At 64.1% G+C, this 26,922-nt stretch carries 24 protein-coding genes and 4 tRNA genes; 15 read left to right on the forward strand and 13 right to left on the reverse strand.

Annotation, left to right across the window (positions count from 1 at the left end):
* Positions 1-53: 53 nt before the first annotated feature.
* On the forward strand, positions 54-1,523 hold the full coding sequence (locus KX816_09305) for a leucyl aminopeptidase (protein QXQ08145.1): 1,470 nt from the start codon (positions 54-56) through the stop codon (positions 1,521-1,523).
* Positions 1,524-1,650: 127 nt separating this feature from the next.
* Positions 1,651-2,100, forward strand: coding sequence for a DNA polymerase III subunit chi (locus tag KX816_09310; GenBank protein QXQ08146.1), 450 nt, complete (start codon positions 1,651-1,653; stop codon positions 2,098-2,100).
* Here KX816_09310 and KX816_09315 read toward each other — a convergent pair.
* The gene (locus tag KX816_09315) at positions 2,097-3,233 is read right to left on the reverse strand and encodes a beta-lactamase family protein (GenBank protein QXQ08147.1); all 1,137 of its coding nucleotides are present in this window, start codon (positions 3,231-3,233) and stop codon (positions 2,097-2,099) included. The genes KX816_09310 and KX816_09315 overlap by 4 nt on opposite strands.
* A gap of 164 nt (positions 3,234-3,397) precedes the next feature.
* Between KX816_09315 and ndk the strand changes: the two genes are divergently transcribed.
* On the forward strand, positions 3,398-3,820 hold the full coding sequence (gene ndk, locus KX816_09320) for a nucleoside-diphosphate kinase (GenBank protein QXQ08148.1): 423 nt from the start codon (positions 3,398-3,400) through the stop codon (positions 3,818-3,820).
* 136 nt (positions 3,821-3,956) lie between these two features.
* On the opposite strand, the gene KX816_09325 is transcribed toward ndk, so the two are convergent.
* Positions 3,957-4,436 carry an Lrp/AsnC family transcriptional regulator gene (locus KX816_09325; GenBank protein ID QXQ08149.1) on the reverse strand — a complete coding sequence of 160 codons (480 nt, stop codon included), beginning with the start codon at positions 4,434-4,436 and terminating at the stop codon, positions 3,957-3,959.
* A gap of 146 nt (positions 4,437-4,582) precedes the next feature.
* On the opposite strand from KX816_09325, the gene trxB reads away from it, so the two are divergent.
* Positions 4,583-5,572, forward strand: a complete 990-nt coding sequence (trxB, locus tag KX816_09330; GenBank protein QXQ08150.1) for a thioredoxin-disulfide reductase — start codon at positions 4,583-4,585, stop codon at positions 5,570-5,572.
* A 29-nt stretch (positions 5,573-5,601) separates the two neighbouring features.
* Here trxB and KX816_09335 read toward each other — a convergent pair whose 3' ends face one another.
* Together KX816_09335 and KX816_09340 are read right to left on the reverse strand one after the other, a co-directional pair.
* Positions 5,602-6,198: a PEPxxWA-CTERM sorting domain-containing protein gene (locus tag KX816_09335; protein ID QXQ08151.1), complete on the reverse strand. Its 597-nt coding sequence runs from the start codon at positions 6,196-6,198 to the stop codon at positions 5,602-5,604.
* Positions 6,199-6,300: 102 nt separating this feature from the next.
* Positions 6,301-6,687 carry a DoxX family protein gene (locus tag KX816_09340; GenBank protein ID QXQ08152.1) on the reverse strand — a complete coding sequence of 129 codons (387 nt, stop codon included), beginning with the start codon at positions 6,685-6,687 and terminating at the stop codon, positions 6,301-6,303.
* 209 nt (positions 6,688-6,896) lie between these two features.
* Here KX816_09340 and KX816_09345 point away from each other — a divergent pair, with 209 nt between their 5' ends.
* The 3 genes from KX816_09345 to KX816_09355 all read left to right on the forward strand — a co-directional run bounded on the left by KX816_09345 (position 6,897) and on the right by KX816_09355 (position 9,187).
* Positions 6,897-7,817 carry a LysR family transcriptional regulator gene (locus tag KX816_09345; GenBank protein QXQ08153.1) on the forward strand — a complete coding sequence of 307 codons (921 nt, stop codon included), beginning with the start codon at positions 6,897-6,899 and terminating at the stop codon, positions 7,815-7,817.
* Between the two features lie 255 nt (positions 7,818-8,072).
* Positions 8,073-8,146 (forward strand) — tRNA-Ile (locus KX816_09350).
* A gap of 27 nt (positions 8,147-8,173) precedes the next feature.
* Complete coding sequence (locus KX816_09355) at positions 8,174-9,187, forward strand: flippase-like domain-containing protein (GenBank protein ID QXQ08154.1); 1,014 nt, start codon at positions 8,174-8,176, stop codon at positions 9,185-9,187.
* Here KX816_09355 and KX816_09360 read toward each other — a convergent pair.
* The 5 genes from KX816_09360 to KX816_09380 all read right to left on the reverse strand — a co-directional run bounded on the left by KX816_09360 (position 9,144) and on the right by KX816_09380 (position 16,014).
* The gene (locus KX816_09360) at positions 9,144-9,782 is read right to left on the reverse strand and encodes an MOSC domain-containing protein (protein QXQ08155.1); all 639 of its coding nucleotides are present in this window, start codon (positions 9,780-9,782) and stop codon (positions 9,144-9,146) included. The genes KX816_09355 and KX816_09360 overlap by 44 nt on opposite strands.
* 263 nt (positions 9,783-10,045) lie before the next feature.
* Positions 10,046-13,405 (reverse strand): glycosyltransferase, encoded by a 3,360-nt coding sequence (locus KX816_09365; GenBank protein QXQ08156.1) that lies wholly within the window; start codon positions 13,403-13,405, stop codon positions 10,046-10,048.
* A gap of 120 nt (positions 13,406-13,525) precedes the next feature.
* Complete coding sequence (hmgA, locus tag KX816_09370) at positions 13,526-14,809, reverse strand: homogentisate 1,2-dioxygenase (GenBank protein QXQ08157.1); 1,284 nt, start codon at positions 14,807-14,809, stop codon at positions 13,526-13,528.
* The gene (hppD, locus tag KX816_09375; GenBank protein QXQ08487.1) at positions 14,806-15,870 is read right to left on the reverse strand and encodes a 4-hydroxyphenylpyruvate dioxygenase; all 1,065 of its coding nucleotides are present in this window, start codon (positions 15,868-15,870) and stop codon (positions 14,806-14,808) included. The genes hmgA and hppD overlap by 4 nt, the downstream gene beginning before the upstream one ends.
* 67 nt (positions 15,871-15,937) lie before the next feature.
* Positions 15,938-16,014: transfer RNA gene (locus KX816_09380), tRNA-Pro, on the reverse strand.
* A 163-nt stretch (positions 16,015-16,177) separates the two neighbouring features.
* On the opposite strand from KX816_09380, the gene KX816_09385 reads away from it, so the two are divergent.
* From KX816_09385 to KX816_09405, 5 genes are all read left to right on the forward strand, one after another.
* Complete coding sequence (locus KX816_09385) at positions 16,178-16,933, forward strand: hypothetical protein (GenBank protein QXQ08158.1); 756 nt, start codon at positions 16,178-16,180, stop codon at positions 16,931-16,933.
* Positions 16,934-17,268: 335 nt separating this feature from the next.
* Entirely contained in the window at positions 17,269-17,859 is a 591-nt protein-coding gene (locus KX816_09390) for a recombinase family protein (GenBank protein ID QXQ08159.1), read from the forward strand.
* Positions 17,860-19,296: 1,437 nt separating this feature from the next.
* A complete protein-coding gene (locus KX816_09395) occupies positions 19,297-19,803 on the forward strand; it encodes a hypothetical protein (GenBank protein ID QXQ08160.1) in 507 nt (168 codons plus the stop codon).
* Positions 19,804-19,844: 41 nt separating this feature from the next.
* On the forward strand, positions 19,845-20,393 hold the full coding sequence (locus KX816_09400; protein QXQ08161.1) for a hypothetical protein: 549 nt from the start codon (positions 19,845-19,847) through the stop codon (positions 20,391-20,393).
* Between the two features lie 95 nt (positions 20,394-20,488).
* Positions 20,489-20,935, forward strand: coding sequence for a hypothetical protein (locus tag KX816_09405; protein ID QXQ08162.1), 447 nt, complete (start codon positions 20,489-20,491; stop codon positions 20,933-20,935).
* A gap of 725 nt (positions 20,936-21,660) precedes the next feature.
* Here the strand turns inward: KX816_09405 and KX816_09410 are convergent.
* The 3 genes from KX816_09410 to phhA form a co-directional block, all read right to left on the reverse strand.
* Positions 21,661-23,202: a site-specific integrase gene (locus KX816_09410; protein ID QXQ08163.1), complete on the reverse strand. Its 1,542-nt coding sequence runs from the start codon at positions 23,200-23,202 to the stop codon at positions 21,661-21,663.
* Positions 23,203-23,293: 91 nt separating this feature from the next.
* Positions 23,294-23,369: transfer RNA gene (locus tag KX816_09415), tRNA-Ala, on the reverse strand.
* 68 nt (positions 23,370-23,437) lie between these two features.
* The gene (gene phhA, locus KX816_09420; GenBank protein ID QXQ08164.1) at positions 23,438-24,304 is read right to left on the reverse strand and encodes a phenylalanine 4-monooxygenase; all 867 of its coding nucleotides are present in this window, start codon (positions 24,302-24,304) and stop codon (positions 23,438-23,440) included.
* Positions 24,305-24,421: 117 nt separating this feature from the next.
* Here phhA and KX816_09425 point away from each other — a divergent pair, with 117 nt between their 5' ends.
* Together KX816_09425 and KX816_09430 are read left to right on the forward strand one after the other, a co-directional pair.
* Positions 24,422-25,066: an HD domain-containing protein gene (locus KX816_09425; protein QXQ08165.1), complete on the forward strand. Its 645-nt coding sequence runs from the start codon at positions 24,422-24,424 to the stop codon at positions 25,064-25,066.
* A gap of 14 nt (positions 25,067-25,080) precedes the next feature.
* Positions 25,081-25,563 carry a CinA family protein gene (locus KX816_09430; protein ID QXQ08488.1) on the forward strand — a complete coding sequence of 161 codons (483 nt, stop codon included), beginning with the start codon at positions 25,081-25,083 and terminating at the stop codon, positions 25,561-25,563.
* A gap of 4 nt (positions 25,564-25,567) precedes the next feature.
* Here the strand turns inward: KX816_09430 and KX816_09435 are convergent.
* Positions 25,568-25,641: transfer RNA gene (locus KX816_09435), tRNA-Gln, on the reverse strand.
* Positions 25,642-25,730: 89 nt separating this feature from the next.
* On the opposite strand from KX816_09435, the gene KX816_09440 reads away from it, so the two are divergent.
* Positions 25,731-26,921, forward strand: coding sequence for a PQQ-dependent sugar dehydrogenase (locus tag KX816_09440; protein QXQ08166.1), 1,191 nt, complete (start codon positions 25,731-25,733; stop codon positions 26,919-26,921).
* The last annotated feature ends 1 nt before the right edge of the window (position 26,922 follow it).

The raw sequence follows: 26,922 nt of genomic DNA on the forward strand, positions 1-26,922 counted from the left end.
ACGCTGCAGCCAGTCGCTGCGTTTACAGCCTCGTTCCAATTCGAAAGTCATCCATGCGCATTGCGTTCTCCGCCACCGCCGCTCTTCCTGATAGCGGCGCCCGCGTCGTCCTCGCCGCCAAGGGCGCGCTCACCGGTGCCGCCGCGGCCCTCGACACCGAGCTTTGCGGTGCGCTCGCCAAGGCGGTCGCGTCGTCGCGCTTCGAAGGCGAGGTGGCGAGCCTTGTCGAAGTCCTCGGGCATGGCGGCATGCGCGTTCTCGTCGCCGGTCTCGGTGAGTCCGGCAAGATCGACGCACTCGGCTGGGAGCGGGTCGGCGGCGCGATCGTCGCCAAGCTGCTGGTCAGCGGCGAGACCGCGGTGACGGTCGACTTGGCAGGTATTGAGGCCGATGCCGAAGCGGCCGCGCGTCTGGCGCACGGTGCCGAGCTGCGCTCGTACCGGTTCGACAAGTATCGTACGACGATGAAGGACAAGGCGAAACCGACGCTTACCTCTCTGACCATCGTCAATGCGCCCGCGGGGACAGAGGCCGCGTTCGCGCCGCTCGCCGCTATCGCGGCCGGTGTCCAGCTGACCCGCGATCTCGTCAGCGAGCCGGCCAACATCATCTATCCCGAGAGTTTCGTCGAGCGCGCCCGCGTGCTTACGGACGCGGGCATCTCGATTGAAGTGCTGGGCGAGGCCGAGATGCGCGCGCTCGGCATGGGCTCCATCCTGTCGGTCAGCCTCGGCTCCGACCGCGACGCACAGTTGCTGGTGATGCGCTGGAACGGCGGTACCGATGCCAAGCCGGTCGTGCTGGTCGGCAAGGGCGTGACCTTCGACACCGGCGGCATCTCGATCAAGGCCGCTGCCGGCATGGAAGACATGAAGTGGGACATGGGCGGCGCTGGTGCCGTCACCGGCGCGATGCTGGCGATCGCCGGGCGCAAGTCGACCGCCAACGTCATCGGCGTGTGCGGGCTGGTCGAGAACATGCCCGACGGCAAGGCGACGCGCCCGGGTGACGTCGTCACCTCGATGTCTGGGCAGACCATCGAGGTCATCAACACCGACGCCGAGGGCCGGCTGGTGCTCGCCGACGCGATCTGGTGGGCGGAGACCAAGTTCGAGCCCGAGATCGTCGTCGACCTGGCGACGCTCACCGGCGCGATCATCGTCAGCCTGGGGCACGAGCACGGTGGCATCTTCGCCAACGACGACGGGCTGGCGACGCAGCTGATCGCGGCGGGCGCTGCGGTCGGCGACAAGTTGTGGCGGATGCCGCTCGACGAGCCGTTCGACAAGCTCATCGATTCGGCGATCGCCGACATGAAGAACGTCGGCCCGCGCGAGGGCGGCTCGATCACCGCCGCCAAGTTCATCCAGCGCTTCGTCAAGCCCGGCGTGAAGTGGGCGCACCTCGATATCGCCGGTATGGTGTGGGCGTCGAAGGACGGCCCGCTGTGGGCGAAGGGCGCGACCGGCTACGGCGTGCGCCTGCTCGACCGGTTCATCGCGGATAACTTCGAAGCGAAGTGAGCGGGTTCGAGGACAAGTGCCGTCCCCCCCTGTCATCCCGGCGAACGCCGGGACCCAGTTTCAACCGGAGCTGGGGATGCCGGGTTAGCTCGGTCCCGGCGTTCGCCGGGATGACAGGGTGTGACGCATGACCGAAATCGGGTTTTACCAGCTCGCCAGCAAGCCGATCGAGCAGGTGCTGCCGCGGGTGCTGGAGAAGGCGGTCGCTGCCGGTCACCGCGCCGTCGTGCGGTCCGCCGACGCGACGGCGCTGGCTCGGCTCGACGTGGCGTTGTGGAGCTATGATCCGCTGTCGTTCCTGCCCCATGCGATCGATGGCGACACTGCGGCTGACCAGCCGATTCTGCTGACCTCGGGCGAGGAGACCGCCAACGGCGCGGACCTCGCGGCGGTCATCGATGGCCGCCTGCCGGGTGATCTCGAGCCGTTCAAGCGGGTGCTCTACCTGTTCGACGGTGGTGACGAGGAGGCGCTGGCGCTGGCGCGGCGGCACTGGAAGGCACTCAAGGCGCGCGACGACGTCAAGCCGGTGTACTGGCAGGAAAATGCCGCCGGGCGCTGGGAGAAGGCGGGCTAAAGTCCGTAGGCCAGGCGCTCGACCCCGGAGTAGACGGATAGCGCGCCGAGGTCGCCGAACGGCATGAACTGCATCATCACGACGCCCGCGATACCCGATGCGGGGTCGATCCAGTAGTAACTGTTGGCGATACCGGCCCAGGCCAGGCTGCCGGCGGCGCGACCGTCGGGGCCGGGGTCGGGGTTGATCAGGAAGCCCAGTCCCCAACCCGTCGCCATGCCCGGGAAGACGTCGACCGGGTAGCTGAACGCCGGCATCGTCGTCGCCATGACGCCAGCCCGGAGCGCGCCGATCTGGTTGCGGCTCATCGCGGCGACGCTGGCGGGCGTCAGAACCTGTGCTCCGTCGAGCGTGCCGTTGCCGAGCAGCATGCGCAGAAAGCGGAGGTAATCCGGTGCCGTCGACTTCAGGCCGCCGCCGCCGGACAGGAACTCGGCGTTGTAGCCGCCGCCGATGTCGACCGGGAACGCCGTGTAGGTGTCTCCCTGGCGGGCCTGCAGCACGGCGAGCCGCGACTGGCGCTCGTCGTCGAGGTGGAACAGCGTATCGGTCATGCCGAGCGGACCGGTCACGTGCGCCGCAAGATAGGCGTCGAGGCGCATGCCGCTCGCCGCCTCGACGGCGAGGCCGACCCAGTCGGTGCTGACGCCGTATTCCCAGCGGTCACCCGGATCGAACAGCAGCGGCGGCATCAGCGAGGCCAAAGTCCCCGCGGTCGGCGGACCGCCGGCGCCATGCGCCTTGAGCCGGTCGGCGCTGATGAAATCATAGCCCAGGCCCGAAGTGTGGGTGAGCAGGTGGCGGAGCGTGATCGGTCGCCGCGCGGCGCGCAGGATCGCTGCCCCGCTCGCGTCGAAGCCCTCGATCACCAACGGCCCGGCGAGGCTGGGCAGCACGGCGTCGATCGGCGCATCGAGGTCGAGCACTTCGCGCTCGACCAATTGCATCGCTGCGACCGACACCACCGCCTTGGTCATCGAGGCGATCTGGAACACCGTGTCGAGGGTCATCGGCGTCGCGGTGGCCGGATCTCGAACGCCAGCCACGAAGCTTTCGCGGACCCCATCGCGGTCCGCGATCATCGCCACCGCGCCCGGTACCCCGGCCGCCTCGATCAGGTTCCGCAACGGCATCGATTGTCCTCCCCCACGCGCTTTGGTCGAGCCTGTGCGCGCATTCGCGTGCCGTCAACGGGCTCCTGCTCGGGACGCGTCACCGCCTTCGCCTTGCCTTTGGCGGCGGGCGCGGCTAGGGCGACCGCGCTTTCTCAACCGAAATTACACTATTGGAGACCGTCGTGGCCACCACGCGCACCTTTTCGATCATCAAGCCCGACGCGACGCGCCGCAACCTGACAGGCGCAGTCAACGCGATCATCGAGGGTGCCGGCCTGCGCATCGTCGCCCAGAAGCGCCTGCAGCTCACCAAGGCGCAGGCCGAGGGCTTTTACGCCGTCCACAGCGAGCGCGGCTTCTTCGGCGAGCTGGTCGCCTTCATGATCTCCGGCCCGGTCGTCGTCCAGGTGCTCGAGGGCGATGACGCCGTGCCGCGCTACCGCGAGATCATGGGTGCGACCAACCCCGCCAACGCCGACGCCGGCACCATCCGCAAGGTCCACGCCGAGAGCATCGAGGCGAACACCGTCCACGGCTCCGACAGCGACGAAAACGCTGCGACCGAGATCGCCTACTTCTTCGCGCAGACCGAAATTACGGGCTGAGCTTCCCGCTTGTCATTCCGGCGAACGCCGGAACCCGGCTGCATCAAGGGCTCGAAGTTCCGAGGCTTGGGGGCAACTGGGTTCTGGCGTTCGCCGGAATGACAGCGTGGTGAAGACGGCGCTCCCGCCCGCCGCATTAGGCGTCGACCGGCACTCCCGGCAGCGCCTTGCTCGTCCGGATCGTCAGGCTGGTCTTGACGCTGGCGACGTTTGGCGCCGGGGTAAGCTGGCTGGTCAGGAAGCGCTGGAACTCCTGCAGGTCGTGCGCAACGACCTTGAGGATGAAGTCGATCTCGCCGTTGAGCATGTGGCATTCGCGGACCTGGGGCAGGGCAGCGATGTGGTCCTCGAAGGCGCGGAGGTCGGCCTCGGCCTGGCTCTTCAGGCTGACCATCGCGAACACCGTGATCGAATAACCCAGCGACTCCGGGTCGAGGTCGGCATGGTAGCCGCGGATCGCGCCGGCTTCCTCGAGCGCGCGGACCCGGCGCAGGCACGGCGGCGCGGTCAGTCCGGCGCGCTCGGCCAGCTCGACATTGGTGATGCGGCCCTCGTTCTGCAGGTGATGCAGGATGACGCGGTCGACGGTGTCGATCGGCAGGCGGGAGCGGTGCATCGGCGCAATCGTTAGCGGGTGATGACGTCCGAGACTATAGGAATGTTGCCGCCGCGCGCAATCTTGCGTCGCTATGCCGCTTACGCTCCGGTCGCTGGCATCCGCGCCTCCGAACCCCTAAATAGGACGGCAGGAGAATTGCCAGAATGTCCGAGAACCACGCCCGCGTCCTGATCATCGGCTCAGGCCCTGCCGGCTATACCGCCGCGATCTATGCGGCGCGCGCCGCGCTCGAGCCGGTCCTGATCCGCGGCCTGCAGCCCGGCGGACAGCTGACCATCACCACCGATGTCGAGAATTGGCCCGGCGACACCAGCGTCATGGGCCCCAACCTGATGATCCGCATGGAGGCGCAGGCCGCTCATGTCGGCACTAAGCTGGTCGACGACATCGTGACGTCGGTCGACCTGTCGCGCCGGCCGTTCGTCGCGGTCTGTGATTCAGGCGCGCGCTGGACTGCCGATGCGATCGTCATCGCGACGGGTGCACAGGCGCGCTGGCTCGGGCTGGAGTCCGAAACCCGGTTCCGCGGTTTTGGCGTGTCGGCGTGCGCGACCTGCGACGGGTTCTTCTTCCGCAACAAAGTCGTCGCGGTCGTCGGCGGCGGAAATACGGCGGTCGAGGAAGCGCTGTTCCTGACCAACTTCGCGTCGAAGGTCTACCTCATCCACCGCCGCCACGAGCTGCGCGCGGACGCGACCAACCAGGCCCGGCTGTTCGCCAACCCCAAGATCGAGATGATCTGGAACGCCGAGGTCGCCGAGGTCGAGGGCACCACCGCGCCTCTTGGGGTGACCGGCGTCGCCGTGGTCGACACGGTCACCGGCCAGTCGCGGGTCATCGAGGTCGACGGGCTGTTCGTTGCCATCGGCCACGTGCCGGCGACCGAGCTGTTCGTCGACAGCCTCGCGATGGACGACGAGGGCTACCTCATCACCGCCCCGGATTCGACCGCGACCAGTGTCCGAGGCGTGTTCGCGGCCGGCGACGTCAAGGACAAGGTCTACCGCCAGGCCGTCACCGCGGCCGGCACCGGCTGCATGGCGGCGCTGGAGGCTGAGCGCTACCTCGCGCACGGCGCGCTGGACGGACATGCCAACGGCGAAGGCTTCGACGAGGAGCGGGCCGCGGCCTAGCAGCGCCGGGGCCGCCGCTGGATCGTCCCTCAAGCCAGGCTTGCGCTGATCCTGCGGCGACGCATCATGGTTCCGGCCCCGGCAAAGCCGCTGAGCATAAATGCCCAGCTTGCTGGCTCTGGCACGGTGTCGACCCTTGTGGTGAAGCTGGTGACGTCGACCTCGAAACCGCCGCTGTAACTGAAGTCGAGCGGGCCACCGTTGCTGTTAAAGCCAAGGAAAGATAAGGCCCGACCGGCGCCGAGTGCCAATGTGCCGGCTTCGCCATTGATCGTGTAGGACATTGTCTGCGCGCCGCCAAAGGCCCCGAGGTAGAGGCCGAGTACGTGGTTCGGGGTGACGACGTGATAGGAGCCACTGTCGAAATAAGGCGTGGTGCCGTAGCCGCCATCGTTGGCGATAAAGCCGTTTGTTGGCGTGACGAAGCTTACTCCGTTCAAGGTATAGGTCGGTGGAGTGACGACAGACAGGATGTTGCTGGCCGGGAAGCCGTATGTGGTGAGGCCGGGATTGGCCGCGGCAAATGCAGCCGGGTCCGTGTAGATAGTCGGCGCTGCAGCGGCCGACGTCGCGATCATTGCCGCGTTCAGCGCGGTGACGGTGAAAACGATAGTCTTGAGCTTCATGACGTGTCCCCGGGTTTCACTTGCCCGCCTTCACTAGTCGGCAATCGGCGGCGTGACATACCCGGAACGCGGTATGGTTCTTCTATTAAAGGGATGCGTCGGTCAGGCTTTCGTCTTGCGAAGCGCATCCAGGCTCCACGCCCCAGGACCCGCAAAGACGAAGTACAAGAAGATGAAGCAGTAGAGGGTCGCGAGTTCGCCGCCGTTCGCGCCGGGCCAGAAGCCGCCAGGGGCATGCGCGACGAAATAGGCGACCGCCATTTGCCCCGCGCAGACAAAGGCGACGGCGCGCGTGAACAAGCCGAGGGTCAGCAACGCGCCGCCGACGATCTCGATCACGGCGGCCGCGAGGAGCATCGTGGGCAGCGGGTCCGGCGCTCCCGGCTGCGCGATCGGGAAATGCAGCAGCTTCATCAGGCCATGTTCCATGAACAACAGCGCCGCCACGATCCGCAGCACGCTTAGCACTCGTGGTGTCCAGACGGTCATGGCTTCACTCCTGTAGTTCGGATGGGTCCAGCTCGCTCACCGGCGTCAGGAACCCAATTTGTGATCGGTTGCCGTTTATCGACGAGATCATGTCGGCACCGTAGCGTAACGGGCAACGTCCGCAACCGGGGCGAAAGTGGACATCGGCCGCCCGGAGGTTTGCCAGCCCGCCGATTGTCGGTCAGTGAGGGCGCACGAAAGGGCCGCGAATGAACCTCGACTGGGAGAAATTGCGGCTGTTCGACTGTGTCGCCGACGCCGGCAGCTTCACCGAGGCGGCGCGGCGACTGCACATGAGCCAGCCGGCGTTAAGTCGGCAGATCCAGGCGCTCGAGGATTCGGTGGGCGCGAAGCTGTTTCACCGGCATGCGCGCGGGCTCGCGATGACCCATGAGGGCGAGCAGCTCCATGCCGCGACCCACGAAATGAGCGAGACGCTGGAGCGGACGCGCAACTCGATCGACATCTCGCGCGGGCGCCCGTCTGGCGAGATTCGCCTGACGACGACGGTCAGCTTCGGCTCGACGTGGCTGGCGCGACAGATGGGCAGCTTCCTCGACCGCTACCCCGACATCACCATCAAGATGATCCTGACCGACGAGGACGTCGACCTGTCGCGGCGCGAGGCCGATTGCGCGATCCGCTTTCACACGCCGTTCCAGGGCGAGCTGATCCAGAAGCCGCTGGTGCCGATCCGCCACCGGCTGTGCGCCTCGCCCGAGTACCTGGCAGCGCACGGCACCCCGACGACGGTCGCCGACCTCGATTCCCACCGGCTGCTGGCGTACGGCAATGCCGCGCCGGAGCCGCTGAAGGGCATCAACTGGGCACTCGAGCTCGGGCATACGGGTGCGCCGCGGACGCCGGCGCTGACGCTCAACAACAGCTTCGGGGTGCTACAGGCGGTCGAGGCCGGGGCAGGTATCGCGGCGCTGCCGAGCTATCTGATCCGCTTCTCGGGCAAGGTCACGGTCGTGCTGCCCGAGCTCGAGGGCGCGGTGTTCCGGACCTTCTTCGTCTACCCGAGCGAATTGAAGAAATCGGTGCGTTTGACGGCGCTGCGCGATTTCCTCGTCGAGCGGATGACGCTGGAGGAACTCGACCTTCCCGGCCATGCGCCGCTTGCATAGCTGCACTGCAGCATAAGCGTCTCCCCGCAATGACCGCCCTGGCGCATATAGACGGGGTCGCCGCTTAACGCGGCTTACCCCCCGGCCACCGCCTTCCCTGCGGTCCCCGGGTTGGGTTCCGGCCTCTCCCCCCCCTTGGCCGGGACCCTTGGTGTTCTGAGGCCGGTGTCGAAAGACGCCGGCCTCTTTTTTTGGCGCGTGATGCGTACGCTTGCCGCGAGGCGGTCGACCCGCTAACCCGTCGCCTGCCGGCACGGACCTGTAGCTCAATTGGTTAGAGCAGGCCGCTCATAACGGCTCGGTTCGGGGTTCAAGTCCCTGCGGGTCCACCGGAACTATCGGAGTTTGCAGACTACGTGACCCCCGACCTGCCGACGACACCGAAGCGCAGCGTGGGGCAGTGGGTCTGGGCCGTGCTCGGGCTGGTCGTGCTGGCGCTGGCGTTGTGGGGTATCCGGTCCATCGCCGCGCAGGTCACCTGGGCCGAGGTCGTCGCCGACATCCAGGCGACGCCAATTCATTACCTGGTGCTGGCGGCGGTCTCGACGGCGCTCTCGTACGTCGTCCTGATCGGCTACGACTGGCTGGCGGTCGCGCACCTCGGCTACCGAGTCGGACTGCGGACACTGGCGGCGTCGTCGTTCGGCAGCTTCACGATGAGCCATGCGCTCGGGCTGACCGTCCTGACCGGCGGCACCGTGCGCTATCGGATCTACACCCGCGCCGGGATCAAGCCGCTCGACATCGCGCTGATCATCGCGCTGTGCGGCTGGACCTTCTGGCTCGGCATCGTCGTCGTCGCCGGCGTCGGCCTACTTGTCGCTCCCGACCTTGCGGCACCGCTCGAACAGGTGCTGCAACACCTGGGGGTCCAGAAGTCGCTGCTGATCAGCATCAAGGACTGGGCCGGAGCAATCCTGTTGCTGGGCGCGGTCGCCTACACGATGCTGGCGTGGCTGTGGCGGCGACCGATCCGGCTGTGGAAGTACGAGTTCTACCTGCCGACCTTGCGCGAGACGTTGCTGCAGATCCTGATCGGCGTGGTCGATCTCGCGTTCGCGGGCTCGGCCTTGTACCTGCTGCTGCCCGACGCGGGTTCGGTCGACCTGCTGACCTGGCTTACGATCTACGCCGTGGCGATGGTCGCGGGCGCGCTGAGCCATGCGCCGGGCGGCCTCGGGGTGTTCGAGCTGGTGGTGGTGGCGCTGCTGCCGGCATCGCCGCGTGCCGGGGTGCTGGCAGCGCTGGTGCTGTTCCGGGTGATCTACACCTACCTGCCGTTCGCGCTCGGGCTGTGCGTCATCGGCTGGACCGAGTGGCGTGCCTTCACGGAGCGGCGCGGACGGCGGCAAGCAGTCGCAGCGCCCTGACCCGCCAGTTGTCGGCTAGGCCCTCCATAGCCACCATTTCCGCCAGCAGGTCAGCCCCCAGCGCGCGCGCCGCCACGACCTGGGCAAAGCGCGCCACTGTCCAGCCGGGATTTGGCCGCTCGACGAGGACATGGTCGTCGCCTGAGCCGATGACGCCGGCCCCCAGGACCCGGTAGTACCAGCCGCACCAGCCATTGCGGGTCATCGCTCGCGCCAGTAGCGGCTCGCCGAGCGCCAGCGCGAGCTTGAAGCACGGCTGGCGGGGCTGTGTGACCTGCAGCAGCGCGCCGCCGACGCGGACCCGGTCGCCGATCGCGAGGTCGGCCTCGGCGATGCCTTCGATGACAAGGTTCTCCCCCATCGAGCCGGGCACGAGACGCTCGGACAGTTCCGGGAAGGTCGCGCTCCAGTCCGGGTAGCGCGACACCGGGTAGCCGTAGACCGCCTTGTCGACGCCGCCGTGGACAGTGAGGTCGGCCTGAGCGTCGCCGCTCAGCCCGAGTTCACCGGCGAGGACGGGTCGGTCGACGGGATGCTTGAGATAGCCGCTCGGCACGCCCTGCGGCCCCAGCGGCGCGATCCGACCGGCGTGCACCGCGGTGACTTTCGGGTGCGTTATCCCGGGGCTTGCAATCATCCGCACGACGTCCCAATTTCGAGTTCGTCGTCAACCAAGCGGAAGGAGGTGGTCCAGTGTCTCATTGCATCAAGTCGGAAACTGGAATGAAGGTGTGCGCTCACGAGGTGGTCGTACTCTAAGCCTCTTTCGGTTTCACGACCGGCAATGGAAGGGCCGTCGGGGGATACCCCGGCGGCCCTTCGATCATTCGAGAGGCATCGCGGCGCGTCGAACACGGTTCAGGCGGTGGCCGGCGTGCCGCTCGAGTCGATGCGCCCACTGCGCTCGAGCTTGCCCCAGCCGACCGACGGGCCGCGGAGCGCCGCCGCGACCGCGCGCAACACGACCGAATACATGATCTGCCGATAGATGAAGCGCTGGGCGATCAGCAGCAGCGCCGGATAGCGCTTCTCGCGGGCATCGAGGTGATAGGCGACCCAGCCGCAGGCGACGTCGATCGCGGTGAAGGCCACCCAGAACACCGCCATGCGCAGCACGTCGCTTTGGGTCTGCGCCCAGCCGTGCTGGTTGATGCGGATTGCGGTGGAGACGAAGCTGATCAGCAGCGCGAGGTCGATAATCGGTGAAATGAGCGCGAAGCCGATCTGGAACAGCCACGCCTGCGGTAGCCCGATCCAGGCGAGTCCCGCGGGCTTTCCGCTGCGGAAGATCGACTGGTGCTTCCATAGGCACTGGAGCGTCCCGAACGCCCAGCGGAAGCGCTGGCGCGCGAGGGCGCGGAAGGTCTCGGGAGCCTCGGTCCAGGCGACCGCGTCGGTGTCGTAGCCGACCCGCCAGCCGGCGCGCTGGATCGCGATGGTCAGGTCCTGGTCCTCGGCGAGCGTATCGGTCGGGTACCCGCCGACGGCGGTCAGCGCCGCCTTGCGCCACGCCCCGACGGCACCGGGCACGACGGTGATCGCCTCGAAGCGGGCGAGGGCGCGGCGTTCGAGGTTCTGCGCGGTGACGTACTCGACCGCTTGCCAGCGAGTGACGAGGTTGACCCGGTTGCCGACCTTGGCGTTGCCCGCGACCGCACCGATCACGGGGTCGGCGAACCAGCGCGCCAGCCGCGCGATGGTCTGCGGCTCGAACTCGGTGTCGGCATCGAGCGACACCACGATCTCGCCTTTGGCCAGCGTCAGCGCGTGATTGAGGGCGCGGGCCTTGCCGCCGTTGGCCAGCGTCACGAGGCGGACGCGAGGCTCGTTGGAGAACGCCTCGGCGACGATGGCGCTGGTGCCGTCGGTGGAGCCGTCGTCGACGACGATGATCTCGAGCTCGACGTCGGCGCTGGCGAGGACCCGGGTGACCGACGCCTTGATAACCCGGGCCTCGTTGAAGGCCGGGATGATCACCGAGACGAAGCGCGTCGGGTCGATCGGCGGCGCTACCGGGCGGACCGAGGCGCGGCGGCTGCCGAGCGCCAGTGCTGCAAGCACCAGCGAGCGCGCGATGCCGAGCGCAATGGCGATCACGAACAGCCACTTGAGAATGAATTCGATGCCGGCGACGAGCAGGAACACGCCGACGTCGGCGCGGACCGCAAACAGGTCGTCCTTGCCGACCACCGGCATGACCTCGGCGGCGGTGACGCCGGCGAGCTCAGCGATCGGCACGATCCGATAGCCGTGCGCGCGCAGCCCGTCGATGATGCGGGGCAGGGCAGTCACGGTCTGCGCCCGGTCGCCGCCGGCATCGTGGAGCAGGACGACGTTGCCCGAGCGCTCGATGTCGCCGCCCTCGACTTGCGCAAGCGTGCGGTTGACGATCTCGTCGACGCCCGGCCGCTTCCAGTCGCCGGGGTCCACATGAAGCCCGACGTTCATGTAGCCGTCGTTCTGGGCGAGCAGCGCCGGCCCGAGTTCGTCGGCGGTGGTAGGTTCGGCGTCACCGAAATACGGTGCCCGGAACAGCCGCATGGCACGCCCGGTATAGGCCTCGATCAGGCGCTGGGTGGCGTTGAGCTCCAGCCGTGTGCCACGCTCGGAAACCAGCGCGAGGTTCGGGTGGGTGTAGCTGTGGTTCCCGAGTTCGTGACCCTCCGCGACGATACGGTTGAGCAGGCCGGGCTGCGTGATCGCATTTTCGCCGATCAAGAAGAACGTCGCCGGCGCCTTTTTCTGCTTCAGGATGTCGAGGATTTTCGGCGTCCAGTCGGGGTCGGGGCCGTCGTCGAAGGTCAGTGACACCAGCCCGGGTTTGTAGCCGGTGCGGCGAACGACGAATGGCGTAGGCAAGGTCCCATAGGTCTCGTCGCGGATAAAGCCCGCGTCGGCGACGATGGTGCGGTCGCCGCCGGTCGGGGTGTGCTCGATGCGGATCAGCTCGCCCGAACCCTCGATGTCGACGTTACCCATCGACTCGAGTTTGGTCAGGTCGGGGATCTTGCCGGTCTCGAACGTTTCCAGCGCTGCCCACATATCGGGGTCCTCGGTACCGAGCCGCCAGAGCGCAACGCCGTAGACGCCGGCAGCATCGGCGGCGCGGAGCTGGTTCCAGGCGCTGGCCGCGTCGAGCATCCAGACGTGGTGGGTCTTGCCGGCTTCCTCATAGTCGAACGTCGCGTTCCCGCTGGCCGGGTCGAAGCGGATTTTCGCACCGCTATCGCGCGCCGACAGCCACGCTTCTTCGACCGATTGCGAGACGGTGCCCTCGACGCCGCCCTTGGCGTTCATCGTCCAGTCGTAGGCGTAGTTGCCGACCGCGACGATCGCCTTGTCGCGGCCGATCAGCTGGCGGGCGGCGCGGAGACGGTCGACGTACCAGTTCTGCGAGGCGATCGGACCGGGTGGGCCACCGATCCAGTGCTCGTCATAGATCATCAGGAACAGCCGGTCGGCGACCTTGGCGTAGGCGGCGAGGTTCCAGTCGGGGTTGTCAACCGGCACCGCCAGCGTCACCCGCCAGCCGCGCGGCACGAAGCGCGCTTTCGCCTCGGCGAGGAACTGCAGGTAATTCGCCTGTGCGCTGGCGGGCAAATCCTCGAAGTCGAAGACGACGCCAGCGGCCTCGCGCGCCGCGATCTGCGGCATAACCTTGTCGAGGAGGACGCGGCGCTCGCGCGGGTCGGCCAGCAGTGCCGCGGTGCCGCCGCCGTCCCAGCTGCCGTCCTTGGCGTTCTGGACCATCATAAGCAGCTTCGGGCGCTTGGAGGCGTTGGCGAGCAGCAGATCGAGGCGGGGATCGTTGACCACGGTGAAATGGTGGTTCGGCCCAGTCACCGACAACAGGCTCGGCACGAGCGTGTCGAGCTTGCCGATGTTCTTGGCCAGCGAGGCATAGCTGGCGTCGTCCCACGGCGCATAGAAGGCGACGATAGTCTGCTTGACGGCGGCGTCGGCAGCGGTACCCCCGAACGGCCGCCAGGCCAGGTTCTTGGTGAGCTTGTGCCTGAACCGCGCCACCTTGACGTCGAGGGGGCGCGGGTGCGGGCGCTCCATGATCATCGCGAGGGGGGCGGGCACCGGCACACTGATCACCGTCATCGCGAACGTCACCACGGCCGCGACCAGGACCAGCCCGAGCGCCAGCACCGCACGCAGCGTCCAGCGCGCACGCTGTCCACTCGGATCGTAGAAGACCGGCTTGTCCGTCATTGTCTCATTCGGTCATGGCCAACGACGGGCCGTTGCGGAAGCCCCGTAACATACGCAAGTTGGCAGTTCCATCGGATGACGATGCGGAAGCGGTGGGTCCGCATGGCGCGAGAGCGAAAGTCAGCCGGGTAGTCGAGCCTTCGCAAACCCGGTCCAGACGTCGTCGTAGTCGAGCTGCATCGCCGGTGTCGCCATCGCCCAGGCGGTCGGGTGCAGCGGCATCCGCGTCTCGAACATGAAGGCCAGCGTGTTCTCCAGCTTGTGCGGCTTGAGCTCGGCGGCGGAGGCAGCGGCGTGGCTCGCTTGGTCGGGGCCGTGGCCGCTCATGCAGTTGTGCAGCGACGCGCCGCCGGGCGCGAAGCCACCGACCTTGGCGTCGTAGGCCCCGGTCACCAGCCCCATGAACTCGCTCATCACGTTGCGGTGGAACCACGGCGGGCGGAACGTGTCCTCGGCCACCAGCCAGCGCGGCGGGAAGATGACGAAGTCGGCGTTGGCGGTGCCGGGCGTGTCCGACGGCGAGGTCAGCACCGTGAAGATCGACGGGTCGGGGTGGTCGAAGCTGATACTGCCGATGGTGTTGAAGCGAGCCGTATCAAAGCGGTAGGGGGCATAGTTGCCATGCCACGCGACGACGTCGAGCGGCGAGTGGTCGAATTCGGTGCGCCACAGTCGGCCGCCGAATTTCTGCACGACCTCGGTGGCGACGTCGCGGTCCTCGAACCACGCGACGGGGGTCTCGAAGTCGCGTGGGTTGGCGAGGCCGTTCGAACCTATCGGGCCGAGGTCGGGCAGGCGGAAGGGCTGGCCGTAGTTCTCGCAGATGTAACCGCGGGCGGAGCCGGCCGGGAGCTCGACACGGAAGCGGACGCCGCGTGGGATTACGGCGATCGAGCCCGGCGCGACCTCGATCAACCCAAGCTCGGTGACAAGCCGCAGCGCGCCCTGCTCGGGTACGATCAGCAGTTCACCATCGGCATCGTAGAACAGCCGGTCCACCATGTCGGCGGTCGCGGCGTACAGGTGCACGCCGACGCCGGCGCCGCTGGCCGGGTCGCCGTTGCCCGCATAGGTCACCAGCCCGTCGATGAAGTCGGTCGGTATTGCCGGCAAGGGCAGCGGGTCCCAGCGCAACCGGTTCGGACTCGGCGGCACCTCGTCGTACGGTCCGGAGCGGACCAGGCCCTGCGCATAGGGCGTGTAGGCCGGATGGTTGGCGCTCGGCCGCAGGCGGTAAAGCCACGAATGCAGGTTGTGGTCGCGCGGTGCGGTGAAGGCCGTGCCCGACAATTGCTCGGCGAACAGCCCGAAGGCCGGGCGCTGTGGCGAGTTACGCCCAACCGGGAGCGCGCCGGGTACGGCTTCGGTGCTGAAGTGATTCCCGAAGCCGGACTGGTAGCTCACGCCTCGACTTCGCTCGGGACGACGTGTCCCGGGATGACGCCGCGGCGGACCTGGTCGAGCTCCAGGCTCTCGAACAACGCCTTGAAATTGCCTTCGCCGAAGCCGTCGTTGCCCTTGCGCTGGATGATCTCGAAGAAGATCGGGCCGACCATGTTTTCGGTGAAGATTTGCAGCAGCAGGCCGCCGCCGGTCTCGGGCGCGCCGTCGATCAGGATGCGGCGCTTGCGCATCTCCTCGACGTCGTGGCCGTGGCCCGGCAACCGCTTGTCGATCAGGTCGAAATAGGTCTCCGGCGAATCCTGGAAGCGGACGCCGTTGGCCCGCAGCGCGTCGACGGTTGCGAAAATGTCGTCGGTGGCGAGCGCCAGGTGCTGGATGCCCTCGCCCTTGTAGGCGCGCAGGAACTCCTCGATCTGGCTGTGCTCGTCCTGGCTCTCGTTCAAGGGTATGCGGATCTTGTCGTCGGGGGCGGTCATCGCCTTGGAGAACAGCCCGGTCGACTGGCCCTCGATGTCGAAATAGCGGATCTGGCGGAAATTGAAGATGCGCTCGTAAAAGTCGGCCCAGTACGCCATGCGGCCCCGGTTGACGTTGTGGGTCAGGTGATCGAGCGTGTGCAGCCCGACCGAGCGGTCGTCGCGCGCCGCAGCCGGCACCGGGCGGAAGTCGACGTCGTAGATCTCCTGCGCGCCGTAGCGGTCGACGAGGTACAGATGCGACCCGCCGATGCCCTCGATCGCCGGGATGTTGAGCTCCATCGGTCCGGCGCGGGGAGGCACCGGGACCGCGCCGCGCTTGACCGCTTCGGCAAAGGCAAACTGCGCATCCTTGACCCGGAACGCCATGGCGTTGGCGGACGGCCCGTGGGCATTGCGGAACTCGGCCGCCTGGCCTTCGGTGTCCATGTTGAGCAGGAAATTGATGTCGCCCTGGGCGTAGCGCCGGACGGGCTTGGAGCGGTGGTCGGCGACGTGGGTGAAGCCCATCGCAACGAACAGCTTGGCCAGCGCCTCCGGATCGGGCCCGGTGAACTCGACGAACTCGAAGCCGTCGAGGCCCATGAAATTATCGCTCGTCAGGTGTTCGGCAGCCTTGGTCGGCATCGCTTTATCCACTCAAGCTAGAATATGGTCGGGGAGACAGGATTCGAACCTGCGACCCTCTGGTCCCAAACCAGATGCGCTACCAGGCTGCGCCACTCCCCGACCGTCCGCCTTGGTGGAGCAGAGGGGGAACGTCTGTTTCCCTGCTAAACCATTGAGAACAAACACTTAGGCTTTCTCGATTTACCCTTGTGTGTGGCCGCTATGTGTGAGCTTTTCGCCGCGTTGGCAAGGGTGTTGATCACACTATGCGACAGGGGGATGGATGATTGAGCAAGCGACTAAACCGCCTGAGCAGATTGAGCCGAATGGAGCCGATCTGGTTCTGCAATCGTATGCTGCTAGCCAAGCAATCGCAGGATGGGCAGCTGTCCATGAAATGAGGCGAAGTATATATGCAACGTGGGTCAGTATCGCGGTAAATGCAGTCGTAGTTGCAACCGCCCTAGGTGCACCATTGATCCAGCAAAAATGGAATGATCATATCGAGAATATCACGGCAAGGGAAAATAAATTGGCCTTGCTTAGGAATATGACAAATTCGTACAACAGTGGATTGGAGTGGTTAAACTCGGATGATTGGATCAAGCCCGGGCCTCAGGCATTAACTAATGACGAGAGACGATATTATATTTACTGGTTTTCTCGTCAGGAAGTGGCTTATTCAGGAAGTCTCAAGTCGAAGATGGTTGGTTATCAGAGCTTCACCTCTAAACCAAATTATGCAATGCTAGTGAATGCGTACTATTGGATTGATGAGGCGATCATATCTGCATCGAGGCAGAAGATTGAGTATATCAAAGCTTTTCCTAAGCTTACCCATACTGAGTTGAGAGATTTTAGTATTGAGTTTGACAACGAAATCGGAGATCAGCTTCGTAATGTTCGCAGAACGATCAGAGAAAATATGTTAGATAATGGCGAACCGACTTGGGGCGTTCGGGTTCGCACATGTTCGTCGGAATGGCCCGGGGGGCAGTTTGAGACGTGCTCACAGCCCCTAAGGTACATCGCTCAGTAGGTAACAGCCGATCTGAAAATGGTATGTTTACGCGAGGGGGCAAGTCGGAGTCCGACCGCGCGCGTTACCCCCGTACGCCCTCAGTCAGCCCAGCCTACCACGGTGCCGCTCAGCCGGTCAGGGGAGGCACAGGGCAGGGCTGGCGCTCAGCCGTGGTGGATCATGGCCGGTGCAGCCGTGGACGCTGAGCGGGCTTCTATGGCGTTGCAGCCCAGCCGATTAGGCGGCTCATAACTTGTAAGTATCCGGCTACGGCACAAAACCTATCTTGACGGCATCTATGAGCTAGCTTATGAGCCGGTTTAGACGGCACCCTAACTTGTGAGCTACAAGCCATGACACACCGCATTGCCTACTACCGGGTCAGCACCGGGGACCAATCCATTGATGCTCAGCGCTCAGCGTTGGGTAATGGCTTCGATGCCGAGTACAGCGATGAAGGCGTTAGCGGTGCGACCATGGCGGCTGACCGGCCACAGTTCGCCAAGCTCCTAGAGCATATCCGCAAGGGTGATACCTTGTACGTCTTCGCGGTAGATCGGCTAGGCCGGGACGCTATCGACGTACAGACAACGGTTCGCCGCCTTATCGACAAGGGCGTGACTGTTGACGTGCATGGCATCGGTGCGATTGGCCGTGGCGTCGGTGAGATTATCCTAGCGGTCCTAGCCCAGCTTGCTGACATGGAGCGGCGCAAGATACTTGATCGCTGCAACAGTGGCCGGGTCGCTGCTCGTGCTGCATTGGCTGCCACTGGTAAGACGCATCGCGGTAAGGAGAGCCTTGGTCGCAAGCGGGTGAAAGAGGGTGGCAGGATTGCGGCTTGGCGTAAGGAGAACAATGCCAGCATCCGTGACACAGCGGCTCACTTCAAGGTGTCGGATGCCACGGTCAAGCGCTATTGGGCAGAGGCAATCGCCGGATAGCCCAGCCAGACAGGCTCAGAGGCACCGTCCAGAGCCGGGAGAGGTGCGGCTGGCACAATCCCTCCCTAATCATGGGAAAGCGCTGAGCGGGCTTCTCTGTGGCTCTGAGGGCATTGGAGTAGGATAGCTGGACTACACGGCCTGAGGCTGAGCAGTTGACGCGCGCCTGATCCTTGGGTTTGACCGGGCTGGGTAAGGGATTAACCTACTGTATTCATTGTCCTTAAACTCTGGAACTGTTTTGATACCGTCGGCCACAGGAGCATCTATTGGCTGGGAATGACCGGGGAGTACATCGTATCTCCCTCGAAGTATTTGAGAAGCTAGTACAGGCGGTAGCACCCGTCGATACCTCCCTACTGATTATCCCTGAGTAACCAAGGGGCTTAATGCTTGGCTATGAGATGCACTCGATAACCGGATAGCTGTAGCAATTACCACCATGGTAAGCTGCATCTATTGATTGGTTAGAGAGAAGCGGGTTACACTAAGGTATACCCTTGGCTAGCCATAGCCTCTATATCTGATGAACCTAGATCATGACAGATGATGATATGACCGGATAGCAACTAGGCAAATACCCTGATGAATAACTATGGTAACGTCAGAGCTACAATACTCGGCTGATGCTAAGAACCTATCTACCGGGTTAGCCAAGGGTAAACCCATGGTATACCAGATGATAGGATAACGAGTATCCTACCTAGCTATCTCACTGCTTAAATCCCGGTTATATCATAGACTATATACGCGGGCGTCACGTACGCATACGCGGGGGTAGTTGGACATTTCTAAGCAGGGGCTAGAAGCTATTCAATCGCTAAGACTTCATACGATTATTACAGAACGGCTTATCTCGTAAGTTAGCTCCCGGTTAAACCTATGGCTGCCATCCTAGGACATGCCATAAACATGAACTCATTGAACGGCGCTTTGAGAACATGGTTAGCCGGGGGCTTACTTACAGGATAAGCTAAAGGGATTAAAGGCGCTTACGCTTACGCACACAAGCGGGCGGCCTATCTCTATAAGTCGATGGAACTATTTCACTCATCCCTTTCCATAACCCCTAATCACAACCAATCATAATCACCACGGTAAACAGAAGGACAAACTATGGCTAACCATACGGTCAACGATGACGTTATCAACAGCGATGTAGCAGAGGCGTATTTCTCTAGGGCTGATCCCCGGATTACAGCGGGCTTGCGTGTAGCGTTGGAGATGCTTGGCATTCCAGTGCCACTCTATGCCGTGAGACGTAAACCCGGACGTACGCCAGCCGGTGACGTGCTTAAGGCTTTCACGGCTGACAATCCCCAACCCCGGCCAATGGTGCTTGCGCCGCGTAAGCCGAACTACGTCCCGCCTATCTCGCTAAGCCCTGAGGGCAGCGGGCTCGGTCTATTCAATGAAACCTTTGGGTAACAGGAACACATGAACACCCTCGATCTACTTACCTATGACGTACAGCGCCTCACGGCTGAGCTTAACGAGACTAGTGCGGATGTAGCTCTGCTTACCCGGTTAAAGGATGCCGTGACCTTGGCAGCCCGGTTGTCTATCGAACTCGGAGATGCACAGGATAAGCTCGCCGCTGCCATGACGGCTAAGGTTCTGGCTGACCGTAGGGCGCGGTTCGCCCGCTTCCGGGATATCATCATCACCGTAGCGCACGGCAGCAACTCCAACGGCTCAGCCTTGGCCGCTGCCTACAACATCACCTACGAAGCGCTGACGTACGACCATGAAGCGAGGGACAGCGTTTTCATGGATCACAGTGTCGAGGGCTTCGCTGCCCTGCCCGGTGAAGTCTACGAATACCTGATGAGCGAGAAGCCCCACGTCCTCCCCCCGATCATCCTGGCCCTCGCTCCCGGTGACCCTGAGAAGGCTATGGACGTCTACCATATCGGCATGAAGCGCGGGTATCTGACCCAGTGAGGCAGGCTGGCCGTCCTAATCGTAAGGGTGCCCAGCAACGTTTGAACTACAAGACGATGCGGAAGTTTGTCCCCGTGGCAGACCGGGACCCGCTGGACCTTGGCATCATCCACCCAGCCCCGGCCTATGACACGGCTAATCGCGTTGGCTGGGTAGCCTACAAGATATTCCCCGACACGCTAGAGGACCTTGGCAGTAGGCTTGGCATCCATGCCGAGGCTGGCATCATTGATACCCTGTGGTCCCCAGTAACCCGCTGGCTATTGAAGTCCTATGGCACTGACCAGCTAAGCAACCCGTATGACGTTGCTAGCCTCGCTGTCCGCCTCTGTATGTTCCATGATCGTAAGCGGCTAGGTTTCCCCGTCTATCCGGACAAAGCCATAACGCTGGCACTAGACGACCTCACAGAGGACAATCGACAAGAAGCCCTACGTGTAGCCGCTGAGACTATCGTTGATTGTCAGCGCGCCGGTATGCACGAACCTACAGCCAGTGACATCAAGCATAACTATCAGCTTGTCACGAACATGGTCATTCATCTGGCCGCACTAACCACAACAAAGGAAACTGCGGTATGTCCGCTCTAAGTCATAAACATCGTATCACTGTTAATGCCGCCCTCGCTACTATCCATGCCAGCGGGGGAGATGCCTCGTTCGTTACCCGTACCGCTCGCACTCACATGGCTAGCGGGCATGATCCCCGGAAAGCCTACGAACTGGCGCTCAATGCCTTCGCCGCATCCAGCCCCGCCCTTAGCGGTACGTTGGAGCGCGTCACCCGACTAGTGCAGGCCAGCGATAGCGCGACCCTTGCCAAGTACGACACGGCCTTGAACCACTACAATGCTACCGGGGATGAAAGCGGGCTGAACGCCCTTACTCCCATGATCGAAGCGGACATGGATGCGCTGGACGTGCGGGAGGATGCCAAGGCGGACGCTGTGGCTAACCCTGCGGACAGCCCCGCCGCTGCGCCTGTGGCTGAGCAGCCCCGTTCGTTCACCAATCCCGCCCAGTCCGGGGGAGCGGGCTACCGTCCCTCGAAGTCCGGGGAGGCGCTTGCTCGCCAGACGGGTGTGCCGCTGAGCTACACCGGGCCAGCCATCGACATGCCCCCGTCGTCCTAGAGCGGCATACCGGGGAGTGACAGGGAAGCCCGCTGAACGCCTTCCTTTGGCGAGTGGCATAATCTCCCCCGCCAACCCCTCAACGCGCCCCAGCGCCTCCCTGACAAGCCTCGCTGCCAACCCTCCACTAACATCCAACCAATGGAAACCCTAATGTCCTACTTCACGACCCTCATTTCAAATAAACATCAGACGCTAACCCTAATCGCCACTGTTGCTATCATCATCGTTGGCCGCGTCTAATGGCCTATGATCGTAACCGGGATAGGATGACCGGCATAATCCAGTCACGTAACCAGACTGCACGTAGGGCTATTGCTATTACAGGCTCAGCCCTCGACCTCGCTAACTACTGCGCTGAGCTTTTCATAGGCACAGCCGGTGCGGTTACGGTTATCCCCGTGGACAGCGATGACGATACGACTGTGAGCTTCGCGAGTCATCCCGTTGGATACCTACGCCTACAGTGCCGACGTGTAACCGTTTGTCCTGTCGGGACTATCGCGCTCTACCAATAAGCCCAGTCTAACCGGAGGGACTTCGTTCCATCAAGGAGGCGATAACGGCAACTCCAACTAAGACTGCTGCAATCATTATGGCAATAAGGAATGTGCCAACAGCTTTGGATTTGCTACGTTTCATCAAACGAAGTTGCGCAATACGAATATCCGCACAACTCCAAGATGATATATATCGTGGCTTAATCGCTAGGCTAAGATGTTTGGTTAGCGTAATGGCTTAGGCGGCAATACGAACCCCGGTACGCGGTACAACGTCATTCCCTCCACTAGGCGATAGAGGCCATGACCGCTACCGTAGTCGTCAGCTACTCCTTCCCCGCTGTGGCCCATTATTTGCCGCTGTACGCCTTCTATCATTCCGCTATGCCGAGCATTGTCCTTAAAAGTATGGCGGAATGAATGAAACACTAGGCGCTTGTCTATCAGACCCAAGTTCTTGCGATACACGGTATACCACATGCTCCACTTAGCAGTATAGCTGCCGTACTTGTCCGGGGTCAGGTCAGAGAAAATGCGTTTCTGTTTAGCAGCAGTAGCAGTGTTGACTAGATCAATGAAGCCAAGTTCTACAAGGGTAGGGTGAACTGGAATGATGCGGGCGCTGCCTGAGTTCTTTAGGTGCAGGCCGTCCGCTTCATCCTCTACAATGTTAATCACCCAAGCCGTTTGAACTTCATCGTTACCGTCGCTGTATGTTGCCTTCCTGACATCACCGGGACGTAGCTGGCCAAGTTCCTCAAGTCTCGCCCCGGTGTACAAGGCGAGCAGCGGCAACCAGTAGGATGCCTCCCCACGACCTTGGGGTGGACGTTCGCCGAGAGCATGTACAGGGCCAGCGAACAAGGTGGCCAGCGCCTCCGTGTCGTAGACGGCGCGTTTACGTGCAGCGGCCTTAGGGTCGGGGAGGGTTATGCCCTTGGCATAGTTCACCGGTATCATGTCGTTATCCAAGGCGTAGCCAAGCAGGCCGGAGATACGGGATAGCTTCATCTTCGTGTTCGCTATCGTCGTGCCTTTTCCTAGCAGCTTGTCCTTAAAGTCCAGCATATCCCGGCGTGTGATTTGCTCCACGGCTACGCGGCCAATCGCCTCATAGAGCCAGCGTACAGATGCCTTGGCAGCATCCCTTGTCTTGGCAGTTACCTTGCGCTCAATGGACCAGCGCTCGATAACTGTTTCAAGCATTGTCCCTACTGTTCGATCAGGCTGAGCCTCAGGGGGAGGGGGCACCACGGGCGCTTCCACTTCCCGCCGCTGGCGTAGCTCGTACTGGACCGCTGCTAGGTTCTGATTGGCAATGCGGGCCGCTTCGTCGGCGTCCCTCACGATGTCCCGGATAGCCCGCTGCTTCTCGCTCAGGCTGGCCGTCGATCCTCCTAGCTCCCGGATGACCGTTTGCCGCATGACCTCCCGTGCTTCGTACTCCCGCTCTTTCCCAGCCGTCAGGGCGTCTAGGAACTCCATGGCCTCTAGCTCGTGCTGGCCTTGCCAGTCCCGGCGTTGACGCTGGCGAGGGGTCAGGGAGGGCGCTGGCGGGGCCACTGAGAGGGCTAGGCTGGCGCGGGCATCATCTATCAGGCCATTGGTCCGAACGGCCTCAGCTTGCGCTCTGCGCTTGGCCTCTGGCCGGTCCTTAGTTTTGAGGGAATAGCTCCACTCCCTGCGGCCTAGCTGAGCCTGCAAATCAACGGGCACCAGCCGCCTAAAATAGTAGGTCGCGCCGGGCTTGGAGAGGTAGTTGCACATCGCCTTTGTAGTCCTCCATGTGTGGGACACGTGTGGCGTAAGTGCTTGTTCTCCGTGTATAATCTAAGGGTTTCAATCCCTTAGAGGCCGTTGGTGGAGCAGAGGGGGATCGAACCCCTGACCTCAGCAGTGCGATTGCTGCGCTCTCCCATCTGAGCTACTGCCCCACATAGACGGAAGGCGGTCCCTATACGAGTGGCACGGAGCCAACGCAACGGGCGATTAGGGCCTGCGATCAGGCTGCGGCGGCGCGTCTTTGCGCATAGGCCTGCGTACCCCGGTGAATGACCCGGTCACCCTCGACGATCGCGGCAATGTCGAGGTCTGGCTTGCCTTCGAGTTCGGCGTACAACGGCGCAAAGTCGGTATCGAGGGTTGCGCGCAGCAACTGCTCGAAGCTGTCGATGACGAAATAGCCCTGCTGGAAGTCGTCGATGCGGTACGGCGTCCGCATCACCCGCGCGAGGTCGAAGCCGATCCGGTTCGGCGACGGGTCGTCGAGGGCGAAGCGGCTCTCGCCGTGGCTGGAGACGATGCCGGCACCATAGAGCTTGAGGTCGCCGCTTTCCCGGATCAGGCCGAACTCGACGGTGTACCAGTACAGCCGCGCCAACCGGGCGATCGCGCCGAACTCCATCGAGCGCAGACCGCCCTGGCCGTAGGCCTGCATGTAATCCGCGAACACCGGCTGGCTGAGCAGCGGGACGTGCCCGAAGACGTCGTGGAAGACGTCGGGGGCTTCGAGGTAGTCGAGCTCGTGCGCGCCGCGGATGAAGCTGCCGGCAACGAAGCGCCGGTTGGCAAGATGCTCGTAGAAAACCGCGTCGGGGACCAGCCCGGGGACCGCGACGACGCTCCAGCCGGTCGCCTTGTGGAGCCGTTCGGACAGCTCGTCGAAGTCGGGGATGCCGGGCTCCGACAGCGCCAGGATATCGAGGCCGGCGAGGAAGGCGGGGTGGGCGCGGTCTTTCAGCAGGCTGGTCTGGCGCGCGAACAGCGTGTCCCACACCGCATGCTCCGCCGGAGTATAATCGCCCCACTTCTGCGGGACGGTCCAGTCAGCGGCAGCGCCGGGCGGGGGCAGGGCATCGGTTTCGGCCATATTGTCATGTTAACCTGTGGCAAACGGCTTGGGTAGCCCGGCGCGGACTCCGCAGCCGCGGACGGTCCGGTCCGCGCCCCGAGATTGTCGAACCACATCCGGTTCAAGGAGAAAAGCATGTATTCGAAACGACTTACGGCCGGGTTCAAGATGGCCTCCCAGCTTCACGAAGGACACGAAAGGAAGGGCGTCGGGACGCCGTATCTTTCGCATCTGCTCGGTGTCGCGAGCCTGGTGATCGAGCACGGCGGCGACGACAAGCACACCATTGCCGCTCTGCTCCACGACGCGGTCGAGGATTGCGGCGGCCAGCCGACCCTCGACAAGATTCGCAAGCGCTTCGGCAAGACCGTCGCAGAGACGGTCGAGCAATGCTCCGACAGCGTGACCGAGGACGCGTCCGCCAAGCTGGACTGGGAGGACCGCAAGCGCGCCTACGTTGCCGCCGTCGCGACCAAGAGTGCCCGCGCCGCTTTCGTTACCGCGTGCGACAAGCTCCACAACGCGAACGCGATCCTGAACGATCACCTGATCGGCGAGGACGACGACGGCACGACCGTCTGGGACCGCTTCGGCGACAAGAGCCGTGGGCAGGTCGTTGCCTATTACACCGCAATGGTCGCCGCGCTTCACTCCCGCATCCCGGAGCCGCTGTGGGAGAGGCTGGCGCGGACGGTCGCGGCGCTGGAGATGCTCGCCGACCCGGTCGAGCATCAGCGCTGGGTCGACCGGCTGACCGGGCGCGTCGAGGCTCAGCGATGACGGGCGTAGCCTCGATGGAGGGCTTGTTCGAGCAGGCGCGTACCGTCGCCGCCGCCCTCGTCGCGCGGCGCCAAACGGTCGCGGTCGCGGAGTCCTCGACGGGCGGATTGATCTCGGCGGCATTGCTCGCGGTGCCGGGGGCTTCGGCCTATTACCTCGGTGGCGGGGTGATCTACACGGCGCGGGCGCGGCACCGGCTGCTCGACCTGAAGCGCGAGGATGTCGTCGGCATCAAGTCGGCGAGCGAGCCGTATGCGATGCTGCTCGCGGAGACGGTACGGCGGCGGTTCAGCGCGAGTTGGGGGATTTCAGAGACCGGCGCGTCGGGTCCGACCGGTAATCCGTACGGCGATGCGGCGGGACACAGTTGCTTCGCGGTGGCCGGCGGGGCGACACTCGCCCGGACGCTGGAGACCGGCAGCAGCGACCGCCTCGGCAACATGGTCGCCTTCGCGACCGCGGCGCTGGCGCTGCTCGGCCAGCAGATCGAAGGCTGAAGCCTGGATGCCCCGCGAGGATTCGAACCTCGATTAACGGAGTCAGAGTCCGTTGTCTTACCTTTAGACGACAGGGCAGTGGGGCGCGGCGGTGGTTAGCTTTTGGGTGGTGCCAAGTCAACGCGTCAGACGCTAAGCAGGCAAATCCCTTCGAAGGACCTGACTCCATGCGCTTCGGACTTCTCGCTGCCCTGATCGCGACGCCGCTCGCCGCCGCCCCGGTTGCGCAGGGCCCTGCCAACGTGCCGTCCTTCAAGCCCGCGTTCCCGAACCAGACCCGCGCCGAGGCGGTCAAGACCCGGACGCCGCTGAAAATCACCGAGGTTGCGACCGGCCTGGACACGCCGTGGGGGCTGGCGTTCCTGCCCGACGGCCGGATGCTGGTCAGCGAGAAGCAGGCGAGCGCGCTCCGTATCGTCAGCCCGAACGGTGCCAAGTCGGCGCGGCTGACCGGCACACCGCCGACGGATACGCGCGGGCAGGGCGGCATGTTCGATGTCGCGCTGTCGCCCGACTATGCGACGTCGGGCACGATCTTCTGGAGCTATGCCGAGAGCCGCACCGGCGGCACCGGGCTGGCGGTGGCGCGCGGCAGGCTGGTCACCGGTGCGGCACCGCGCGTCGAGAACGTGCGGGTGATCTTCCGGATGATGCCGACACTGGATTCGATCCAGCATTACGGGGCGCGGCTCGTTTTCGCCCGCGACGGCACATTGTTCGTGACGATGGGCGAGCGCTCGATCCTGCCGGGCCGCGTCCAGGCGCAGAACCTCAAGAGCGACCTCGGCAAGATCGCCCGCATCAACCCCGACGGCTCGGTGCCGAAGAACAACCCGTTCGTCGGTAAGGCGGGCGTGCGGCCGGAGATCTGGTCCTACGGCCACCGCAACGTCGAGGCGGCGGCGCTCGATGCCGGCGGCCGCCTGTGGGAGGTCGAGATGGGGCCACGCGGCGGCGACGAGCTCAACCGCCCGGAGGCCGGCAAGGACTACGGCTGGCCAACGATCGGCTACGGCGAGGAGTATTCGGGCCTGCGCGTCGGCAAGGGCCTGACCCAGGCGAAGGGCATGGAGCAGCCGGTCTATTACTGGGACCCGGTGATCGCGCCCTCGGGCCTGGCGATCTATTCGGGCAAGGCGATCCCGGAGTGGAAGGGCAACTTCTTCATCGGCGGGTTGGCATCCACGGCGCTCGTGCGGCTGGTGCTGCGTGACGACCGCGTGGTCGGCGAGGAGCGGCTGCTGACCGAGCGCGGCGACCGCATCCGGGACGTCGTCGAGGGACCGGACGGTGCGCTGTACCTGCTGACGGACGACAGCAGCGGCAAGATTCTGAGGGTCGGGCCGGCCAAACCCTGAC

The sequence above is a fragment of the Sphingosinicellaceae bacterium genome (assembly GCA_019285715.1).
Lineage (GTDB): Bacteria > Pseudomonadota > Alphaproteobacteria > Sphingomonadales > Sphingomonadaceae > Glacieibacterium.

Coding starts and splice junctions, on each gene's coding strand:
- KX816_09335 (QXQ08151.1), bottom strand. CDS start 6,198: ATGAAGCTCAAGACTATCGTTTTCACCGTCACCGCGCTGAACGCGGCA.
- KX816_09325 (QXQ08149.1), bottom strand. CDS start 4,436: ATGCACCGCTCCCGCCTGCCGATCGACACCGTCGACCGCGTCATCCTG.
- KX816_09430 (QXQ08488.1), top strand. CDS start 25,081: ATGGAGGGCTTGTTCGAGCAGGCGCGTACCGTCGCCGCCGCCCTCGTC.
- KX816_09345 (QXQ08153.1), top strand. CDS start 6,897: ATGAACCTCGACTGGGAGAAATTGCGGCTGTTCGACTGTGTCGCCGAC.
- KX816_09310 (QXQ08146.1), top strand. CDS start 1,651: ATGACCGAAATCGGGTTTTACCAGCTCGCCAGCAAGCCGATCGAGCAG.
- KX816_09440 (QXQ08166.1), top strand. CDS start 25,731: ATGCGCTTCGGACTTCTCGCTGCCCTGATCGCGACGCCGCTCGCCGCC.
- KX816_09365 (QXQ08156.1), bottom strand. CDS start 13,405: ATGACGGACAAGCCGGTCTTCTACGATCCGAGTGGACAGCGTGCGCGC.
- KX816_09385 (QXQ08158.1), top strand. CDS start 16,178: ATGATTGAGCAAGCGACTAAACCGCCTGAGCAGATTGAGCCGAATGGA.
- hppD (QXQ08487.1), bottom strand. CDS start 15,870: ATGGGCCTCGACGGCTTCGAGTTCGTCGAGTTCACCGGGCCCGATCCG.
- KX816_09390 (QXQ08159.1), top strand. CDS start 17,269: ATGACACACCGCATTGCCTACTACCGGGTCAGCACCGGGGACCAATCC.
- KX816_09340 (QXQ08152.1), bottom strand. CDS start 6,687: ATGACCGTCTGGACACCACGAGTGCTAAGCGTGCTGCGGATCGTGGCG.
- KX816_09395 (QXQ08160.1), top strand. CDS start 19,297: ATGAACACCCTCGATCTACTTACCTATGACGTACAGCGCCTCACGGCT.
- phhA (QXQ08164.1), bottom strand. CDS start 24,304: ATGGCCGAAACCGATGCCCTGCCCCCGCCCGGCGCTGCCGCTGACTGG.
- KX816_09305 (QXQ08145.1), top strand. CDS start 54: ATGCGCATTGCGTTCTCCGCCACCGCCGCTCTTCCTGATAGCGGCGCC.
- KX816_09425 (QXQ08165.1), top strand. CDS start 24,422: ATGTATTCGAAACGACTTACGGCCGGGTTCAAGATGGCCTCCCAGCTT.
- KX816_09410 (QXQ08163.1), bottom strand. CDS start 23,202: ATGTGCAACTACCTCTCCAAGCCCGGCGCGACCTACTATTTTAGGCGG.
- KX816_09315 (QXQ08147.1), bottom strand. CDS start 3,233: ATGCCGTTGCGGAACCTGATCGAGGCGGCCGGGGTACCGGGCGCGGTG.
- trxB (QXQ08150.1), top strand. CDS start 4,583: ATGTCCGAGAACCACGCCCGCGTCCTGATCATCGGCTCAGGCCCTGCC.
- KX816_09405 (QXQ08162.1), top strand. CDS start 20,489: ATGGCTAGCGGGCATGATCCCCGGAAAGCCTACGAACTGGCGCTCAAT.